Here is a 17,950-nt window from a genome sequence, read left to right as displayed (position 1 = left end):
GGATCGGTGGGGGGTCAGCGCTGTCGCTGGTCGGGGAACATCGCCGGCGGCGCGGGGTCCACGGGCAGCGCATGCAGCCGGTCGGAGTGTCCGGTGCGGGTATCGCAGTTCTGGAAGGGGCCGTCGGAGGCGAAGAGCTTTTCCATGTGGTGGTCGGCGTGATCGCGCAGCCACACGCTCATGCCGGTGTGTGGGTCCTTGCGCAGGTGCTCGAACGATCGCCACAGCGCTTCGAGGCGGGCGACGGCTTCGGCGTGCCGCCACCACTGCGGGCACCAGCACCGGTACGGTACGTCTTCGACCTCGCGGCGGTAGAGGACGGCGAGGTGGTCGCGCACGAACTCCTCGACCGACCCGAACTTGAGCGGTTCGGGCTCGTTGCTGGCCGCGTCTATCGCGGCGTCGAGCTCGGCTTCCATCCGAGCCCGTGTCGCCTCGGCCAGCTGGTGGTGCAGCTCGGGGGTCAGGAGCTCCTCGAACTGTGCGGCGGCGATCGCGTCGACTTCGGCGCTCAGGCGTCGATCGACGCCCGCCTGGACCCGGGCCTGCATCGGCTCGCTCAACGATCCGGTGGCAGCTTCGGTGGCGGTGTCGTCGAGGCCGTCGAAGCTGAAATCCTCGCTCACGCTGCACCCTCTCTGGTCAGGTCGACGTTCCCGACGAGGGTGACTGCGCCGGCGAGGGTGCGATCGGCTTCGGGGTCGTGGACTCTGATGGACGCGACGACGGCGGCCTGGTTCGGTCCTTCCCACCACGGCACGGTCCGCACGAGAACCGGTGTGTTGCCCGATGATCGGACGATGGCGCGTCCGCGGGGGAGGGCTTCGAGTTCGGCTTCGGTGAAGGTGCGTTGTTTGGTGCGCGAGCGTGAGACGCTGCGGCCGTGATCGCTCGTGGAGACCGATCCGCTGATTTCCCAGTGATCACCGATCGCGGTGGACATGTTGCGGAGGAATTCGCCGTCGTCGATCGCGACGCCGCCGCCGTAGACGCGGACGTTGGCGGCGGACCAGAGTTTGCGCATTCCTTCTGTGCCCCAGACGTTTACGCCTTGGGACCAGGACTGGAGGACGGCCATGATGATGATGCCGCGGGAGCCGTAGTGGCTGTAGAGGCCGGGTAGTTTCGCCCAGCGCACGACGTTGGCGACCTCGTCGAGCGGTGCGAGGAGGGGGACGGGGAGACGGCCTTTGGGGGAAGTGGTGGCGAGCTGTTCGGCGGCGTCGATGATGGCCACGGTCAGGGCGGTGACCAGGGGACCGGCGGAGCCGTTTCCTTCGCGGGAGAGGCTGTACATCGTGCCGCCCTCGGCGACGAACGCCCGTGGGTCGAAGTGCGGGCGAGTATCGCCGGGTCCGCTCGCACGGATCCACGGGTGCACTGCGGAGAGCTTGAGCGATCGGATCATCTTCTTGGCGGTGGTGAAGACGCCGGATCGCTGCTTCTCGGTCTGGTTGTACTGTGCGGCAAGGCCGTCCGCTTGCAGGCGGTATCGGCCGTCGGCGGTGCCTCGGAGGATTTCGACGGGCTCCTTGTTCTTCTCCTGCGTTGCCCAGGTGTAGACGTCGGTGATCGGGCGTCCGGCCACTGCAGCGGCGAGGATCAGCCCGGCGAGCAGGTCCTGGCCCTCGGGGTCGAAGAACGGGTCCTTCTTGGCTTCGACCCCGTCGTCGCCGGAGGCGAAGTGTTCGGCGAGGTCGGCGGCTTTGACTTCGTCGGTGACCCAGGTCAGCGGGTTCCACCACCAGCTGGGCTGTTCGTCGGCGACCTGCTGCGGGTCGAACACCCACACCGGGCGCCGCTCGAGGGACTCGACGGACACCATGCCCTTGGCCGGGACGGCCTTACTGTCGCCGTAGGTGCTCCAGTCCACCGCCGCGGCCTTGACCGGTTCCCCGGTGACGCGGTCGAGAAGACGGACGCTGCGCCAGAGCCGCGTCGCGTCGACGACGTCGCGTTTGTTGGAGGTGGTGATCACCCCGCCCGGGGCGTCGAGAATCGCCGGGATGACCCGCGAGGAGGACTTACCGGTCCGCGGCCCCCAGATGTCGCAGTGCAGGTCCTCGTAACTGCCGCGCAGCATCTGTTTGGAGAGCAGGTGACGGCCGACCTGGACGCCGGGTACCTGTGTGGGTGTCAGCTCGATCGCCAGGTCCGCTGCTTTGCGTCTGCATCCTTTCTCGCTGAGCGATTCGATGTCGCGGCCACGGCCGAGGTGGCGGGCCTTGTCGTCGACGCGGGTTTTCTTGCTCCGGTAGCGACCGAGCAGCACCAGCGCTCCGACCGCCGCCGCGAGCAGCACCAGTGCGGAGAGGACGACGACGATCGTCGAGCCGGTCTGCCATACGAGATCGCCGCGGAACAGGCGTTTGGCGATGGCGATGGGATTGTCCGGGGCGGGTTGGTCGGTGCCCAGGTGAATGCCGGCCCACAGTCCGCCTCCGGCGAGGGCGGCGACGGCGGCACCGAAGCCGAGCAGGACCAGGGAGCCGTCGGTGGTGGCGGGGTCTTTGACGCTGCGAGTGCGCATGTGTGGAGTCCTTCTCGTTGGTGGGCGGGTGTGTCAGGAGACTTCGACGATGGCGGTGATGGTGACGGTGAAGCCGGGGGCGGTGCGCGATCCCGGTGGATCGGCTACCTGGAGCGGTGTCACGGCGTGCGAATGGCCCTGTACGGCAACGAATGTGTGGCCTCGTTCGAGCTCGTCGATGTAGCCGACCATGCTGTCGGCTGCGATCTGCAGGGCGGGGGCGGGAGAAGGCCCGGCGGCGGTGCCGTGGCCGTAGAGGACCAGGAAGCTCATCGCACAGCCACCGCGTTGATGCGCCACACGCCGAGTTTGGTGGCGGTGAAGTAGGCCGCGAAGGTGTTGGTTCCCAGTGTCTTTCCGTCGGGGGTCGTGGCGGTTTGGGTGACGGTGACCACGCGTGAGACTCGGCCGCTCTGATCGGCGGGATGGTCGTCGCCGCCGATCGCGGCGACCGCGATGACGCGGGCACCTGCCTGTGCCCAGTCCTGCCACTGGTTGCCGGTGATCGGGGCGAGGGCGATGAACGAAGCGGCGTTGTCGGCGTAGTAGCGCTCGTCGAACAGCGGCTGCGCCCGCTTCGCTGCGGCGAGCTGGTTGGGCTCGTCTGCCGGGGTGTAGGAGAACAGAGTGGTCGCGGCGGCCAGCATGACCTGCTCGGGATCGGTCTGGTCGACCCCGGCGAAGGCCTGTGGCAGGTCCGGGGTCGAGGGCGCGGGTAGCGAGGTCGTCGGTCCGCCGGCATCGAGAGGCTGGTCACCGGTGTCCTGACCGGAGTCGTCGCTGCCGCAGCCACCGATGACCAAGGTGAGGGCCGCCAGCAAGGCCAAAGCGGCGCGTCGGTGGGTGCGTGGTGTGGTGGTCATCCGAATCTCCTGACGTACATGTCTTCTCCGGCCCAGCCGGAGAGCGGCATGATCGAGACGGTTTGGCCGGACTGGGGGGCGTTGAGGAGCATGTCCTGGCCGCCTTCGGTGCCGGTGTAGATACCGACGTGGTGGGTGTTGCCTCCGGAGCCGAAGTAGATGAGGTCTCCGGGTTGCTTGTCCTCGAACGGGATCTGTTGTCCCCGTAGGTCGCCCAGCTGTCCGGGGTTGGAGGTGTCGCCGGTGTAGTGCGGGAGCGTGATCTTTCCGCCCGATGCTTGGAAGACCGCGTAGAGGGTCAATTCGGAGCAGTCGAACCCGGTTTTGGCGGTGTCGCCGTTCGCGTCGGCTGCGCCTCCACCGTCGCTGATTCCTCGGGTCGGACCGCTCGAATCTCCGCCTCCCCATGCGTAGGGTGTGCCGATCCATCTCGACGCTGCGGCAATGACATTGGCTCCGAACGGGCCGCCGGGGACGAAGGTCGGTCCTCCGCTCGCTCCGCCGGCAGGCGGGGTGCAGGCACCGGGGGCGGTGCCGCCGTCGACGACGGCGGTGGCCACAGCGCCGGTGCCGTTGTTGGCGATCGCTGCGAGGTCGTCGGCGGTCAGGTCGGCGCGGGCACCTTTGAACTGTGCGTAGAGCTGGCGGGCGAGTGGTTCGTCGTCGGCGTAGGCCCCGGGGTGGCCAGACCCTTGCACTGCTTGGGCGGCGTCGGTGACAGCCATCGACTGCCAGCCGGGGATCTTCAGCAGGGCGGTGTAGAACTTGATGTTCGCGGTCACTGGATTCATCAGCTCTTCCGTCGTGCCCCAGATCGTGACTTGTTGCTGAAATTGGTTGACCGACAGGTGATCCGATCCAATGCCGTCGTGGGGGTAGTTCGTGGAGTCCGGGACGTTCGAGCTGGCGAGCATCCGATAGGTCGACTCCTGGCCTTCGGTGGCGAGCGCGACGACGATTCCCTGTTCGGGTACCCCCATCGCCTCGCCGATGGCTACGGTCTGTTTCGCCAGTGCGAGCTGTGCGGCATTGAGGCCGCCCGTTCCTGCACCGGGGGAGCTCGAGGTCTGTGGCTGGGCGGCGGTGCCGGGCTCGGCGGCCTTGGCGACCCACGGCGCGGGGTCGACTGCGGTTCCAGCACCGTCGGGGAGCCGCGCGCCCTCCCACACCTCGAAATGCAGGTGTGCGCCCGTCGATTCGCCGTCGTTGCCGATCTTTCCGATCTCCTGGCCGGCCGAGACGTGCTGGCCGGCAGAGACGAGGACACCGTCGGCGAACATGTGACCGTAGACGGTGGAGTAGGTCCGGCCGTCGATCTCGTGGTCGAGGATGATCCAGTGCCCGAATCCGGCGGCCTCCCCGGCTTCGGCCACACGTCCGTCTGTGAAGGCGTAGATCGGGGTGCCGACCGGGCCGGCGCGGTCGATGCCCTGGTGGACGGTGCCCCACCGGGGGCCGAAACCGGAGCTGTCGGTGGTGGTGTCGCTGGCGGTGGGCTTGACCAGCGTCCCGGCCGGCGCGATCGCGCCGGCCGCGGCACCGGACGGGGGAGCGCAGGCGATGGTCGTCGACGCCGGAGCGAGGATGACCACCACGATCAGGACCAGCCCGAGAAGTGTCGCGGCGGTGGCGACGAGGAGTTTCTTGGCGTCCACGTCGCTATGCGCGCCGACCGGTGTGCGGACCCATTCCTGCGGTCAGGGTGGCGATCAGCTCCGTCGCGGCCGCGAGCTGGACTTTGTGTTCGCGGGCGCGGCGCTCAGCTTCTTCGGTGGTGACGGGGGCGGCGTCGCGGCCGGCGGCCACGACCCAGTTGCGCAGGGTGTTCGGGTGGACCTCGAGGGTTTCGGCGACGAGCTCGATCGCTCTCCACCGGGAGGACACCTCGGTGGCGACCTTGGCGACGGTCTGTACTGCTGCTGCCCGCAGTTCGGGGGTGAGGCGCTTGTACTTGCGTTCGGCGATCATGCGAGCGCTCCTGCTTGCTCAGGGGCGGCGATGTCGGCTTCGATGACCTCGCGGACGAGGTTCGCGTCGGCGAACTCACTGAACCGGGAGTTGGTGTCGTGGATGCCGGCGTCGATCTCGGCGGCGGAGAAGATCAGCTGTACCGGGATGCCGGGGCTCAGTTCGCTCTCGCCGATCTTGATCAAGAACTTGCCGAGTCCGGATGGGGGCTCGATCGGCTCGTCGTGTTTGCGGCGATCTCCGGTCATGGGCGGCGGCGCGGACCATCCGCTGACCATGTCGGATTCGGTGGCCGTGAACTTGACGATGCCGGCCAGGCGTTCGACTTCTTTTTCCGGGATCGGGCCGATGACCTTGACGCGGGCGCGTTCGAGGAAGCCCAGGGCTTTGTTCGCCGATCCGGTCGTCGACTGCGATTCGAGGTCGGTGATGGTGTGGGTGATCATCCACAGCGCGGTGGCGATGGCTCGGTTCAAGCGGGTGAGGGCGTTGACGCGGTCGACCATGAAGTCGCCCAGTCCCAGGACCTGCCAGAGCTCGTCCATGATGGCCTGGAAGTAGCGCTGCGGTCCCAGGCCCGCGTCGGCGAGGGCGTGTGCGGCTTCGATGGCGGCGAAGCCGTCGGACCAGCACACGAGCATCACGGCCGCTTTGAGTTTGGTGTCGCCTTCGGCGATGTGCGAGACATCGATGCAGATGGCGACGGCGTCGATGTCGATTTCGGTGGTGGTGTGTCCGTTGAACACTTCACCGAACCGTCCTTTGATCAGCCCGCGCAGTGATTGCCGGAGGCGTTTGGTCGAGCGTCGGTACTCCTCGACGGTGTCTTCGCCGGCGTCGGCGATCAGTTCGGGGTGTCCGTCGATGACGAGGGCGAGCAGGTCACCGAGTAGGGGCGGGCGATCGGGGGTGTAGCCCATCTCGCCGTAGAGCAGGTTCAGCGAGGTCGCGAGGATGGTTTCCTCGAAGTCCTGCACCTGGCCGCCGCGGGAGAGTTCGATCAGTCCCGAGACGACCTGGACCTGGCGGCCGCGGAGCTCGGCGAGCATGCGGCGCTGCAGGTCGGGGAACGCCGAGAGGGTGGGGATCACCGATCCCAGGACCCCACCGGCGAGCGGGTTGATGCGTCCGTATCCGTAGCCGAGATCGATCACCTGGCCTCCGACGGCTTCGATTTCCTTGCGGTAGTCGGGCTTGACGTCGGCCAGGACGAGGGTGGTGACGTTCTGTGCGATACCGCCCAGGACCACGCGTCGTACGAACGAGGACTTGCCGTAACCGTTGAGTCCGAGCACGAAGCCCACCGGTGCGGTGATCAGACCTTCGATGAACCAGTTGAGCAGGTCGAAGCAGACCGCGGCGCGGGTGAGCAGGTGTTGCCCGATCGGGGTCCCGATCAGTGGTGCTCCGGCACCGACCGACCACGGCCACAGGCCGGCAGCTTGGACGGAGGTGGCGCGGTATTCGATCTGTCGGCCGACGGTGTTGGTGCGCCCGCCCCCTGGGCCGGCGAATCCGCGGTCGGTCAGGCGCAGGGTGGAGCGGGCGAAGCCGTCGGCCGAGGACGAGTAGTCCGCGGCGTCGCGGTTGCGGCGGCGGCGGTCGTCGGTGGCGAGCCTGTGTTTGGCCCACATGCTGCGCACGCCGGGACGGTTCGCGGCGACGACCAGGGCCGCGCGGGCGGTGTCGTCGAGGATCTTGACCATGGACGGGTCCTCTTCTCGTCTCGGGTGCTTATCCGGCGAGTGCGCCGGGGAGGGTGGCGTGTTCGGGCAGCACTGCACCGATGCCGAGGGAGCCGTAGAACCCGGCGGCCTGCCAGCGGTAGGCGCGGCGGATCTTGAGACGGCACTGCACCGACAGATCGCGGACGATGGCTTCGATGGCCGGGATGTCGCCGGTGAGGGGCTCGGTGACGGTGATCAGCACCCCGAAGCGCACGAGTCCGTGGCCACGGGCCTGCTCTTCGCGGGCGCGGGAGGTCGATTCGACCTTGATCGAGGCGGTCACCGATCCGATGCCGCGCCCGCCTTGCTCGGCGATGAGTGCGTTCTTGTAGTCGGTGTCGACGATCTTGACCGCATCCGCCGCGGTGTGGGGTCGGTAGATGATCGCGACACGTTTGCGAGGCACGTCGGGATTGGGAGCGAGGATGCGCCGAAGGACGCCCTCGTCGACGGCGCTGGCGGGAGCGGAATCCATTTCCCAGGTCACCGACCGGCCACCGTCGTGGACGTACTGGTCGAACTTCTCCTCGTGCGAAACCGGTCCGGCGTCGTCCCAGTGAAGTCCGTGTCCCGCCGAGCTCGACGACGCGCGTTCGAGATCTGCCTGTGAAGCGGGATCGGTGGAGCGCCGGACGAAGGCGACGATGTCGGCCGCAGGCATGGGCCGGACCATCACCGACGCCGATTTGAGGGCCGCGCACAGCCCTGGTAGTCGACGGCTGATCTCGACGGCCTGCTCGGACGGGTCCTTCTTGCGGGCATCAGTGGTGGCGCGGAATGTCACTGCGATCCGGGCCTCGAGCTGGACCTGTTCGGTGGGCAGCGACTCGGCGAGGTCGTACATCGAATGCTGAGCCAGGGCAGGTGCATTCGGCGCGGTGTTGCGGTCGACTTCGGCGAGCAACCGGTTACCGGTTTCGGGGACTGTGTCGATGACCGGGACGACGGCCACGATGTCGGAAGTCTGGCCCATCGCGGCGAGTACGACTCCCCATTCGCCGACCCAGTTGTTGATCAGGGACTGATCGACTGCTTCGTCGCCCTGCGGCCAGGCGCGCAGCACCACGGTGTAGCAGTGCTTGGCGGGCATGTGGATCATCCCGAACCGGAACCCGGCGGCGTCTTCGCCTTCGTAGAGTTTGGTCGGGGCCATGATGCCCGGGAGGAACGCTTTGCCTCCGGGTAGTTCGGAGAACAGCCCGCCTCGGTAGATGTTCTCTTTCCTGCGTCGTGCTCGTATCCACTGCATTCTCAGCACCGTCATTTCGTATCCGGATCGACCATCTCTGCTCCACACCAGCGGTGCGGCAACAACTGTCGCGATTGTTGCGACGACCACGCCTGTGCCGAAACCGGCGAACATCATGGTCACCATCACCGAGATCACCAGGACGAACCCGATGATCGTCGCTGCCCATGTCGCACCGAACAATCCGGTGTTTCGGGGCTTGGTCCACCCGTGGTAGAGCAGACCTGCTTCGGTTCTCGTCGCCATCTACTCACTCCTCGGATAGGAAAGAACACGTTGCGCCACAACCGGTGTGGCCGATGTCGGGGTGGTCATCGCGGTATCGCGTGTCGGTTACCGCTGCTGCTGTTGTTGTTCGAGGTTCGGCCACCGGCGAGGTCGTCGGCCGAACGTCCTGCGCCCGCAGCTCCGGACCCCACCGCCTTGGCTGCCTTCGATCCCGATCCGCCGCCCGATCCTCCGCGAGATCCGTTGGCGCTCTGACTCTGTCGGCCTGATGCCGAGGACGGCGAACCGCCTGGCGAGGGTGGGGTCAGGTTCGGTCGTGGGCTCGGGCGACTTCCGCCGCCGCCGCCGCCACCACCACCACCACCACCGCCACCGCCGGCGAGTCGTCCGGCACCACCGGCCCCTCCGGAGAACGCTGCCGCGCCTGCGCTGCCGCCACCGACTGCTTTGCCTGCAGCCATGGACTTTCCGCCCGTGGCGACCGCAGCTCCGGCCATCAGAGCTGTTCCTGCTGCGGCGGCACCGGATCCACCCGAGCCGACGGCCGCGACCGCCGGCACCAACAGGCGCATCATCGCGGGCAGAACCGCCGCGGCCATGGTGAGCATGACGATGCCCAACAGCGATTGTTGGAGCTGGTCGATGTCGGGGATCTCGCCCTCGGTGACGTTCGCCGAGTTCTGTGCGGTCAGGAACGCCATCGCGTAGACCAGTGCGCCGACGGGCTTGAAGAGCAGGAACGCAATGATCCAGGCCACGATCTTCTCGTAGGACTGTGAGCCGACCGAGGTACCTCCGGCCGCGGCCGCGAGCGGTGCGGCCGCGACAGCGGCAATGAGAAGCACCTGGCGGGCCACGAGCATCACTGCCTGCGCGATCGCGCCGAGAAGTCCGACAAATCCGATGATCAGCATCAGCCCCGGGGTGGCGCTGCCGTAGGAGTTGATCGAGAGCATCGAGTCGACCATGCCCACCGGGTCACGGTTGGAGGTATCGGTGATCAGCCAGTCCGAGAACGCGTCCCCGGCACGGGTTCCCGCGGCGACGACGACGGAGAACATCGTGGCGGCAATGACGGTGCGGGAGAGGGCCTTATAGGTTTCTTCGGCTTCGTTGAGCAGTGCGTGACGACGCGCAGCCGCCAGACGCAAGGCCAGGAAGATGATCGTCGCGACCAGCAGTGCGAGTTGTATCCAGCCCGTGTACTCCGAGATCGTCTGCAGCGGAGTGAAATTCTGCAGATCCGGGTTCGGGATCTTGATCCACCAGGTCATCGCCATGGTCAGTACTTGCGCCATGCCGGTGAGGATCGACTGCACGATCTCCCCGAACTGCGATTCCCACATCTCCGCGAACTGGCTGGTGGCGAAGTTTTTGGCTGCGTCGAGGGGGTTGCCATCGGCGGCGCACAGTGCGCCGCTCGCGCCGCCGATCAGATCGCCGATAACCGGCAACTGCGTGCCCAATACGTCTCCGACGACGTCGCCGGCGGTGTCGCACGCGGTGGTCTGCGCCGAGTCCGTCTGTGCCGTGTCGTCCGGGGTGGGTTGCTGCGCGGCCGCGATCGCACTGCCGGTCAGCATCACCGCAAGCGCGATCACCAGTGCCACTGCGGTCGACCGGAGGTACCGGAGGGCGAGGGTCGTCATTTGCCGGGCCATTGCGTCCACCCCGCCAACGTCGGGGTGTTGCCGACCTTGCCCGCCTCGGCGAGCTTGAGGGACCAGTCGCCGCCGCGCCAGAGCAGCTCGATCGGCACCGTGGTCCAGCCGTTGCCGGAGACGTTCTTGCCGGCGTATTCGATCACCGCGTAATCCGAGGAGTAGTAGGTCAGGCGGTAGGCCTCCTGTCGAAACAATGGCTTGGCCGGCGGCGCGGTGTTGCCGGCCGCGATCTGACGTTGGGCGTTGGCGAGATTGCGGTCGAGCTCGGTCTGCAGCTCGGGGGTCGAGGCGACCGCTCGGGTACTCATCACTGCCGCTGCACCCTCGAACGTGGATTGGCTGCGGTTCACCAGCTGCAGTCCCGCCAGGGCCGCGCCTTGTGGGGTTCGAGCGAAGCCGGTGGCGAGGGCACCGTCGACTGCGGTGGGCCCGTCGGAGGCGGAGAACGGGAGGGGATAGTTCTGCACTTTCTGCCAGATCACCCCGGCAGGCGGGGCGCTCTGGTAGTCGGCGGAGCTGGGATCGGGGCGAGAGCCGGGGTCTTGGTCGAGGGCGATGCCGTTCGGGTTCGGGGGCACCTCGACGCGGAAGCCGAGTTCGTCGAGGTAGGGCAGTCCCCAGTCGGCGCGGTTGCTCTGGGTCGGCTGCGGCGCGGCGGGACTGGCGGTGTCGGGTTGCGACGCGGCGCTCTCGCGGGCGCTGCGGTTGATCAGGACGGCCGCGGTGCCGCCGACGACGACGAGAACGATCACGATCACCGACAGCACCAGCGTCCACCGGCGTCCGCCCAGGACCTGTCCGTCGTCACCCGGGGACGACGGCACGGGATTGTGTCGCGGGGCTGTGCTCATCACGATTTCTCCAAGGGTGTTGCCTCTGCCGGTACTTCGGTGATCGAGCGCACTCTGACGGTGGTGTCGCCGGGCTCGGGAAGCAGTAGCCGCCAGTCCTCGCCCGACCAGAGAACTGCGGTGTCGGATGCGGCGATCGATTCGTCGGGGAAGGTGGTGTAGATCGTCAGAGCCGCCCGCTCGGCGGTGTAGTCGGTGATCCGGTACCCGGCGATCGAGGGACGCTCGTCGGCGGCAGGGGGTGCGGTGATCGAGATCAGCTGCCGGTTGACGGCGAACGAGTCACGTGCAGGTCCGGGAGCGACCGCGGCATTGACCACCGATGGCCATTGGTAGTCGGGAGCGACCGAGATCCGCACGGTCTGTTGCAGTGCTGCCAGGGCCGCACCCTGCGGGTCGTGAGTGAATCCGCCGACAGGGCCGCTTCCCGGATTGCGGGCCGGGCCCTGATCGCCGACAGGCAGTGCGATGCCTTGGTAGTCCTGCCAGCGCACCCCGGTCGGTGGTGCGGACGGATCCGGGGCCGTCGAGGTGGTCGGAGCCGCCGTATCGGTGGCTTCGGTGCCGCCGGAGCTGCAGGCCGTGGCCAGTGCCGCTGCGAGCAGCCCGACGGCTATCCATGCTCGTGCCCCGCGGATGCGGGGTGCCCCGTCGTCGGGTGTGGATGCGGTCATGGTCGGAGATGCCTCTTTCGTTACGCGATGCTGGGGCGCTCGCATGGTCAGAACGTCAACAGGGCTGCGGCGATACCGGTTGCGGCAGAGGCGAACACGGCCGAGATGAGCGTGACCACGATCGATTGAGCGGCGTCGGTCTCGTGGGGGGACTCTCGTCGGGTGTAGGCCAAACGTCCTGCGGCCCAGATCAATCGGATGGTGAATATCGCGAAGGCGAACCAGAGCAGGTATTGCAGCAACTGCACCAATGGTTCGGTGACCTCGGTCGGTGGTGTCTTCACCTGTGCACGCTCATCCGGCGACGCTGGTCATGATGGTGCCGGCGCTGGTGGCGATGACACCGCCGATCAGGGCACCGACAATGATCTTCGGCGATTCCAGTGCCCCGCCGTTGTACTTCTCCCAGCCGAATTTTCCGCCGCCGTAGACCAGTGCACACACCCCGGCGAGAAGGACAAACCAACTGAGCCAGCGGCCCAGGCGTAGGAAGCCGTCGGACTTCGGGGGCGCTTCGGGGGTGAGCTCGATCTGGGCGAGGATGTCGATTCCGGTGTGCAGGCTGTGCAGGATCATGGCTTTCCTTTTGTCGGGGTGGTGGAGCGTTGAACGTCGAGGAGGATGGCCTCGCGTAGTTCCGATCCGACGGTGGCGATGTCGGCGGGAACGTCTGTGGCACTGCGCTTTTTCTCCGGTTGCGGATCGAACGGTGACCAGACCGCCAGGCCGCTGGGATCTCGCGCGAGTGGGTACTGCTCGATCCAGCCGATGCGCCAGTCGCGGCCGACGAGTGCGGTGACCACGTCGCGGGTCTGCTGGATCTGTTTGGGCAGCTTTCGACCCGGTCGGTCGGCCACGGTGATCAGGCCGATGATCGTGGAGGGTCCACCGTGGCCTGCGGTGTGTTGACGGAGCAGTTCACCTGCTTTGACCAGTCCCGAGACGGTCTCGCGGGCAACGATCGCGACGTAGGGACTTTGCTTTCCGTACCCGCCGGGCCAGCGGTCACCGCAGTCGCCGGCGGGAGCGAGGACGTGGGCGAGGGTGCTCACGCCTGCGCCGCCGTGTGCGCCGAGCAGCCAGAGCATCGGGGACGGGGAACGATCCGGTAGTGGTATCGGCCTGTCCCAGATCGGGAGCTCGCGTTCGGGTAGGCGCATCGAGAGATCTCCCGACTTGCGGGGTGTCTGGTTGCTGGAGGTCGCGAGGTGGGGAATGCTCACCGGTCCTGCCCTCCGGCGGCAGCGCGGACGGTGTTTGCCCGCAGCTGCTCGTAGGCGGCGGACGTCGCTGGGTTCAGCTCGTCGGCCGTAATCGGCAGCCCGGTGGCCAGGTGAGGGTCGTAGGGGATGTCGAGGACGGCGAACACTTTGCCGTGCAGGTGGTTTCGGAGTTCGTTGAGGTCGATTCCAGGTGTTCCCGGGAGCTGGTGGGATATCGCGATGATGGTGCGCAGTGGGCCTGCATCCGTGGCGGTGTAGCGGATGGTTTCCAGTGCCGCGCGCATCCGATTGACGGCATCGGCGCGGGCATGGACGGCCAGGACTATCGCCGCCCAGGGCTCGGACCGCAGCGGATCGGCTGCGGCGCGGCCGAACCCGCGGTGTCCGAGGTCGTAGATCGAGGTATCGACTTGGCTGCGGAGGTAGCGATCGATGCCCCGGTATGCCGGCTCGGCCGACTGCAGCCAGGCGCGCCCGAGTATGTGTGCTCCTGCCGAGGTCGCAGAGGTGCAGTCGGCGACCGAGGCCGGCACGTTGTCGGGGTCGGAGCTGTCGAAGGCGGTTTCGATGACGGTGTCGCTGACCATGGAATCTGCGCCGCGTTCGACCAGATCACCGCCTGCAGGTGTTGCGTCGACGACGACCACGTCGTGGCCGCGGGCAGACCATGCGTTGCCCAGTCCGAGTGCTGTCGTGCTCGCTCCTGCGCCCCCGCAGGCACCGAGGACCAGAGTCATCGGTGGTATCGGTTCGGGGGCGGGCACCGGTTCGGGGTGAGCACGTAGGGGAAGGACCCGTGCGCCCTGGTCCGCGGGGTCGGGTAACGGACTCTCTGGGGGCGGGGTGAGCCATTCGCTCATCCATTCGGCGCGCTCTTCGGTCACTGTGCTGCTCCGATCGAGGTGATGAAGGTGCGGCCACCGGCGTCGGTGGTGCTGATGGTCTGTTTGTCCGTGGTGCGAGTGCCGTCGCTGTACCGCTGTTCGAGGGTCACGGCGTAGGTGTTCGGGGCGGCGGCCCGGATGCTCACGCAGTGCTCGGTACCGGCGGGAATGGTGTCGATGCCGCGTTGGAGCTCGTCGGCGGTTGCAGACTTCAACTGCGCGTTCGGCGCGAGGATCTCGCGGGCGGCCGCGCCGCTGCGTTCGACGTAGTAGGCGTGCTCGAACGCCAGGATTGCTGCGCTTCCCGAGGTGGTACCGCCTGGGCCCGCGCCGGTCACCACGCCGTCGGTCACCGATTCGGGGCACCAGGAGTGGGCGAGCGCAGCGGTGGTGGTCGTGGGTGCGGGCAGCTCGGATGTCGGGGCTGGGGTCGACACGGCCTCGATCTCGGGCGTGGTGTCCGGGTCGGAGGTGAAGGCAGAGACCGCAAGTGCTCCGACACCGATCGTCATCGCGACGGCCGCCGCGGTGATGCCGAGCGCGCGGGCGTTGACGGGGCGGCGTCGAGCGGGGCGTGGGGTATCGGTCGAGACGGGCTGTGGGGGCGCGAGAAGCCAGTGCGACCCGTCGTCGGCGGAGCGGGTGTCATCGGTCTTGTCTGCTGGAACGTCCTGTGGCGGTGTGGGATCAGCCACCGGGGTGGCGTCGAGGGGATCGAAGGGTGGAAACCAAGAGTCGAGGGAGGTCGATGCTTCGTTGTTGTATGTCATCATCTTTGGTTCCTGTCTTCGAGAGTCCCTGGCGCACAGCAGGTGTGCGCCAGGGGCTTTCTCAATTCGGCAGAGCGGCCGGGGTCGTCGTGGTCGGCCTGCTGCTGGCCGGTGGTGTGACGACGGCGGTGGTGGTGATCGCAGTGCTCGGGAGTGGGGAGCTGGGGTCGGCGTCGATGCCGCCCGTATCGGTCGAACCGTTAGCCAGGTCCTTGGCAAGCGCGACGAACCAGTCGGTCACGAACGCCGTCGCCGATTCACCTGTCGGGGTGGTCGGTGTCGACCCGTAGGAGCCGTGTTGAGCGATGGTCGACGAGTACTTCGTCAGGGTCGCCAGGTTCAACAGGTCCTTGTTGTCGGTGATGTTGTCTTTGACAGCGGTGAAGGCCTGGTTGGTCAACCGCGATGTCGTGGCCGGGGGAACGAGCTTGGCGGCCGCGCCGAGGAGCTTGGTTCCGAGCAACCCGACCGCGGCGACGGGGTTGGACATCCCGACTGTGGCGAGTTCGGCGATATTCGCCGGCGTCAGGATCTCTTTCGCGACCGTTTTCACGGCGTTGAACCCGATCGTCCCCACCTTGAGCAGAGCCGAGATCGCCTGGTCGGCAGTCGGTAGCGGGGTATTGGGATCCGATGCCACCGCGAGACGCTCGGACAGGGACTTCTTCGGAGCGATCGACAGGTTCGCCAGCGTCGTTCCCTTGATGTCCTCGTTGACCACCGTCACTGCCGTCTTGATCGAGGTCATCGCCAACGCTTCCGCGACCGAGGACAGGGACCGAACCGGGTCACCGGCCGAGAGCTCGGACTGACCGGCGATGTTGGTCACCACCCGCAGGATCGGCGAATCCGACGGTGCGTCACACGCGAGATCTCCGGACTGGCAGAAGCTCGCGACCCGGCCGGTCAACGCGCCGTAGTTGCTCACCGTGTCCGACGTGGGCGCGATACCTCCACCGGTCGGCGCGTTCTGGTCGAGGGCCTCGATCTTCGAGACCTCTGTCCCTGCGGTGCCCGGTGCAGGCTTTGGGGTCGTCTGCCCTGGTGCACCGGGAAACAGCGGTGCACCCACGGCCCGAGTCGGGTCGCCGAAGGTGGCGACCCCGACGAGCTTGGCGGCCGGAATCGACCCCTGACCGGCTCCGACTTTCTGTGCCCACGTCGAGACCGCGTGAGCGCCCTGGCTGTAGCCGGCGGCGGTGAATTTCGTTTCCGGGCATGCGGCAGCGACCTCCGCAGCCATGGCGTCGATGCTGGTCTCCGCACGCTCGACCGACTGTGTGTAGGGGACGTTGCCGCCGGGCACCGCGCCGCCGAACCCGGCGTCGTACGGCACGTACGCCCGCCCAGCGAGCTCGGTACCACCGGATACGGCTTTGGCGAGCAGAGGCATGAAGACCTGCGAGAGCATCCCGGTGTCGGTCGTCGGCGCGGCATCGGGGGCGGACTCCCCGGTCCCTTGCACGCCGAGGGCGAACAGCGCCGGGCACGGACCTGTGATGAGGTCCGTGCCCGATTCGCTCGGAGCAGCCAACGCCGGCGACGTGGCATTGACCACGACCGCCACAGTGGCGGCCGCAGCCAACGCCACGCGAGCAACGCGGAGTCGAGGACGCGAGGTCACAGGTGCCATCCAGCAGGGGCAACCGAATCCAGGAACGATCCCGCCTGCGCTGCAACGTTGTCGGCAGCGGCGAGTGCATCGGCACCGCCCGGCTGCGCAGCGACGATCTCCCGCACCTCCAACGGATGCGCGGGTGCGATGCTCGCTGCCTCCGGAGGAGTCCATACCGGGGCCGCGACTGGCGTGGGTGCCGGGGCAGGTGCAGGTGCAGGTGCTGGGGCGGGCGAAGGTGCTTCACCGAGGTTTTCGCCCGCACCGTATGCGCCGCCGACGACACCGCCGATGACCGCTCCGGCTGCGCCGACACCGGCCGCTGGAATCAGCGCTGCAGCAGCGCCGACCGCTGCACCGATCGCTGCACCACCGGCTGTGGCGGCGACACCCACCGGGACAGCTCCGACACCGGGGATCAGAACCGACCCGACTCCTGCGCCGGTGATGCCGCCGATGGTGCCGCCGATCAGGCCGCCGGCCAAGATCGCCGCTGGTGCTACGACTGCGTAGGTCGTGACAGCGGAGGTCGTTCCTCCGATGAGGACGCCTGCCGAGGTGCCGGCAGCCATCCGGTCCGAGCGTGTCGTCGGGATACCGAGGTTGTTGAAGTACGTCGCGCCTTGGGCTTCGAGCACAGCGGCGGTGTTGTTGACACGGTCCGCGTCGTCCTGGCTCAACCAACCTGGCTTCTCGCCGGAGATAGCACCGAAACGAACGGTGTTGTCCGGGGCCTGAATCGGAGCAACCGGCGTACCCGGTGCTACGACCGTCTCGTCCTTGGAAGGTTCGGGTACAGCGTCGGTCGAGGGCTGTGGGGCAGGCGTCGGCGGCGTCTGCTCGACTTTGGGTTCGCTGTAGTAGATCGGCGCGTTGTAGTTGGGAACCGAACGGGTCGGTGCGTTGCGGTACTCCGCCGGTGGCACGTAGGGGCCGACGTACTGCCAGTCCGCCGTCGTGCCTGAATCTTGCTGCGATACCGACGGGGACGGTGCAGTGACGCTCGGCTGGCCGCCGGGAACTTCTGTGGTTACCCCGGGCTGCCCTGTCGCGGCAACGGCGAATCCAGCGCCGGTGAACATCGCGGCCACCGTCAAAGTGAGCGCTGCTGTCGCTGACGCTGCGACAGGGCGAGGGATCGCACGGTGGCGTGCTTTAGTTGAAGAGCGAGTCGGCATGGTGATATATCTCCTTTGAGATTTGTTGACCTACAACAAATTTGGATCTCAGATCGGTCGAGCAATTCAGCTATTGACCAGCAGGGAGGCTATGTGGGGCAATCGCATCGGCATGTGTGGATGTCGATCCGATTGCCTCACTTACTCATTTAGATCTAGCCGAACACCACCGACCAGAACCAAGGCTGCTGAAAAATCCACATCGGGTATCGGAATCCTTTCTGTGCGGACGGGTGTGATCTCGAGGAGTGATGTCCCGGCGGGGTCGCGCAGCGCTGAACATGATGAATGCGCTCACTGCGCGACCCTCGCGCCGGTCCACCGGTCGAGCTACAGGGCGCGGGGGAGCTCCTGTAGCTCACGAGTGGGACTATCAGCGAAAGCCCACCCGAGTCGGGTTGCAGTCCGGACTGTCAGGTCTAGGGCTTACGGGTAGGAATGGACCGCTCCTTGCACGATGTGGATGGACTCCACTCGGCTAGCAGGGCTCCGTCGTCACCGATGTATTGGTGGCGACCGGAATGCC

18 protein-coding genes are annotated in these 17,950 nt (G+C 67.1%); all 18 read right to left on the bottom strand.

Annotation, left to right across the window (positions count from 1 at the left end):
• Positions 1-14: 14 nt before the first annotated feature.
• Positions 15-626 (bottom strand): DUF4913 domain-containing protein, encoded by a 612-nt coding sequence (locus tag AABD04_RS20140; RefSeq protein WP_294638009.1) that lies wholly within the window; start codon positions 624-626, stop codon positions 15-17.
• Positions 623-2,530: a type IV secretory system conjugative DNA transfer family protein gene (locus tag AABD04_RS20135; RefSeq protein WP_206511065.1), complete on the bottom strand. Its 1,908-nt coding sequence runs from the start codon at positions 2,528-2,530 to the stop codon at positions 623-625. The genes AABD04_RS20140 and AABD04_RS20135 overlap by 4 nt, the downstream gene beginning before the upstream one ends.
• Positions 2,531-2,563: 33 nt before the next feature.
• The gene (locus tag AABD04_RS20130) at positions 2,564-2,803 is read right to left on the bottom strand and encodes a hypothetical protein (RefSeq protein WP_206511066.1); all 240 of its coding nucleotides are present in this window, start codon (positions 2,801-2,803) and stop codon (positions 2,564-2,566) included.
• Positions 2,800-3,393, bottom strand: coding sequence for a hypothetical protein (locus AABD04_RS20125; RefSeq protein WP_206511067.1), 594 nt, complete (start codon positions 3,391-3,393; stop codon positions 2,800-2,802). Before AABD04_RS20125 ends, AABD04_RS20130 begins: the two co-directional genes overlap by 4 nt.
• Positions 3,390-5,048 (bottom strand): peptidoglycan DD-metalloendopeptidase family protein, encoded by a 1,659-nt coding sequence (locus tag AABD04_RS20120; RefSeq protein WP_341442272.1) that lies wholly within the window; start codon positions 5,046-5,048, stop codon positions 3,390-3,392. The genes AABD04_RS20125 and AABD04_RS20120 overlap by 4 nt, the downstream gene beginning before the upstream one ends.
• A gap of 4 nt (positions 5,049-5,052) precedes the next feature.
• Entirely contained in the window at positions 5,053-5,361 is a 309-nt protein-coding gene (locus AABD04_RS20115) for a transposase (protein ID WP_094622100.1), read from the bottom strand.
• Complete coding sequence (locus AABD04_RS20110; RefSeq protein WP_206511069.1) at positions 5,358-7,067, bottom strand: hypothetical protein; 1,710 nt, start codon at positions 7,065-7,067, stop codon at positions 5,358-5,360. Before AABD04_RS20110 ends, AABD04_RS20115 begins: the two co-directional genes overlap by 4 nt.
• 28 nt (positions 7,068-7,095) lie before the next feature.
• Positions 7,096-8,583, bottom strand: coding sequence for an SCO6880 family protein (locus AABD04_RS20105; RefSeq protein WP_121870948.1), 1,488 nt, complete (start codon positions 8,581-8,583; stop codon positions 7,096-7,098).
• Between the two features lie 65 nt (positions 8,584-8,648).
• Positions 8,649-10,214, bottom strand: coding sequence for a hypothetical protein (locus tag AABD04_RS20100; RefSeq protein WP_121870947.1), 1,566 nt, complete (start codon positions 10,212-10,214; stop codon positions 8,649-8,651).
• The gene (locus AABD04_RS20095) at positions 10,211-11,080 is read right to left on the bottom strand and encodes a hypothetical protein (RefSeq protein ID WP_241259768.1); all 870 of its coding nucleotides are present in this window, start codon (positions 11,078-11,080) and stop codon (positions 10,211-10,213) included. Before AABD04_RS20095 ends, AABD04_RS20100 begins: the two co-directional genes overlap by 4 nt.
• Positions 11,080-11,754 carry a hypothetical protein gene (locus tag AABD04_RS20090; RefSeq protein WP_121870946.1) on the bottom strand — a complete coding sequence of 225 codons (675 nt, stop codon included), beginning with the start codon at positions 11,752-11,754 and terminating at the stop codon, positions 11,080-11,082. Before AABD04_RS20090 ends, AABD04_RS20095 begins: the two co-directional genes overlap by 1 nt.
• A 47-nt stretch (positions 11,755-11,801) precedes the next feature.
• Positions 11,802-12,038, bottom strand: coding sequence for a hypothetical protein (locus tag AABD04_RS20085; RefSeq protein ID WP_032393575.1), 237 nt, complete (start codon positions 12,036-12,038; stop codon positions 11,802-11,804).
• Positions 12,039-12,048: 10 nt separating this feature from the next.
• Positions 12,049-12,330, bottom strand: coding sequence for a hypothetical protein (locus AABD04_RS20080; protein WP_121870945.1), 282 nt, complete (start codon positions 12,328-12,330; stop codon positions 12,049-12,051).
• Entirely contained in the window at positions 12,327-12,977 is a 651-nt protein-coding gene (locus AABD04_RS20075) for a DUF6668 family protein (RefSeq protein WP_259468021.1), read from the bottom strand. Before AABD04_RS20075 ends, AABD04_RS20080 begins: the two co-directional genes overlap by 4 nt.
• The gene (locus tag AABD04_RS20070) at positions 12,974-13,861 is read right to left on the bottom strand and encodes a MinD/ParA family ATP-binding protein (protein ID WP_147458314.1); all 888 of its coding nucleotides are present in this window, start codon (positions 13,859-13,861) and stop codon (positions 12,974-12,976) included. The genes AABD04_RS20075 and AABD04_RS20070 overlap by 4 nt, the downstream gene beginning before the upstream one ends.
• On the bottom strand, positions 13,858-14,634 hold the full coding sequence (locus tag AABD04_RS20065) for a hypothetical protein (RefSeq protein WP_094650848.1): 777 nt from the start codon (positions 14,632-14,634) through the stop codon (positions 13,858-13,860). Before AABD04_RS20065 ends, AABD04_RS20070 begins: the two co-directional genes overlap by 4 nt.
• A gap of 58 nt (positions 14,635-14,692) precedes the next feature.
• Positions 14,693-16,255: a cutinase family protein gene (locus AABD04_RS20060; RefSeq protein ID WP_259468020.1), complete on the bottom strand. Its 1,563-nt coding sequence runs from the start codon at positions 16,253-16,255 to the stop codon at positions 14,693-14,695.
• Complete coding sequence (locus tag AABD04_RS20055) at positions 16,252-17,328, bottom strand: hypothetical protein (RefSeq protein WP_143537089.1); 1,077 nt, start codon at positions 17,326-17,328, stop codon at positions 16,252-16,254. Before AABD04_RS20055 ends, AABD04_RS20060 begins: the two co-directional genes overlap by 4 nt.
• Positions 17,329-17,950 lie beyond the last annotated feature (622 nt).

Source organism: Rhodococcoides navarretei (assembly GCF_038069675.1).
Taxonomy (GTDB): Bacteria; Actinomycetota; Actinomycetes; order Mycobacteriales; family Mycobacteriaceae; genus Rhodococcoides; species Rhodococcoides navarretei.
Note: the sequence above shows the minus strand (reverse complement) of the source record. Positions and strands in the feature narration are given on the sequence as shown.

Bases quoted from the DNA above. Each gene is read 5' to 3' on its own strand.
- AABD04_RS20135 (WP_206511065.1), bottom strand. From the start codon at position 2,530: ATGCGCACTCGCAGCGTCAAAGACCCCGCCACCACCGACGGCTCCCTG.
- AABD04_RS20130 (WP_206511066.1), bottom strand. From the start codon at position 2,803: ATGAGCTTCCTGGTCCTCTACGGCCACGGCACCGCCGCCGGGCCTTCT.
- AABD04_RS20125 (WP_206511067.1), bottom strand. From the start codon at position 3,393: ATGACCACCACACCACGCACCCACCGACGCGCCGCTTTGGCCTTGCTG.
- AABD04_RS20115 (WP_094622100.1), bottom strand. From the start codon at position 5,361: ATGATCGCCGAACGCAAGTACAAGCGCCTCACCCCCGAACTGCGGGCA.
- AABD04_RS20110 (WP_206511069.1), bottom strand. From the start codon at position 7,067: ATGGTCAAGATCCTCGACGACACCGCCCGCGCGGCCCTGGTCGTCGCC.
- AABD04_RS20105 (WP_121870948.1), bottom strand. From the start codon at position 8,583: ATGGCGACGAGAACCGAAGCAGGTCTGCTCTACCACGGGTGGACCAAG.
- AABD04_RS20100 (WP_121870947.1), bottom strand. From the start codon at position 10,214: ATGACGACCCTCGCCCTCCGGTACCTCCGGTCGACCGCAGTGGCACTG.
- AABD04_RS20095 (WP_241259768.1), bottom strand. From the start codon at position 11,080: ATGAGCACAGCCCCGCGACACAATCCCGTGCCGTCGTCCCCGGGTGAC.
- AABD04_RS20090 (WP_121870946.1), bottom strand. From the start codon at position 11,754: ATGACCGCATCCACACCCGACGACGGGGCACCCCGCATCCGCGGGGCA.
- AABD04_RS20080 (WP_121870945.1), bottom strand. From the start codon at position 12,330: ATGATCCTGCACAGCCTGCACACCGGAATCGACATCCTCGCCCAGATC.
- AABD04_RS20065 (WP_094650848.1), bottom strand. From the start codon at position 14,634: ATGATGACATACAACAACGAAGCATCGACCTCCCTCGACTCTTGGTTT.
- AABD04_RS20055 (WP_143537089.1), bottom strand. From the start codon at position 17,328: ATGTTCACCGGCGCTGGATTCGCCGTTGCCGCGACAGGGCAGCCCGGG.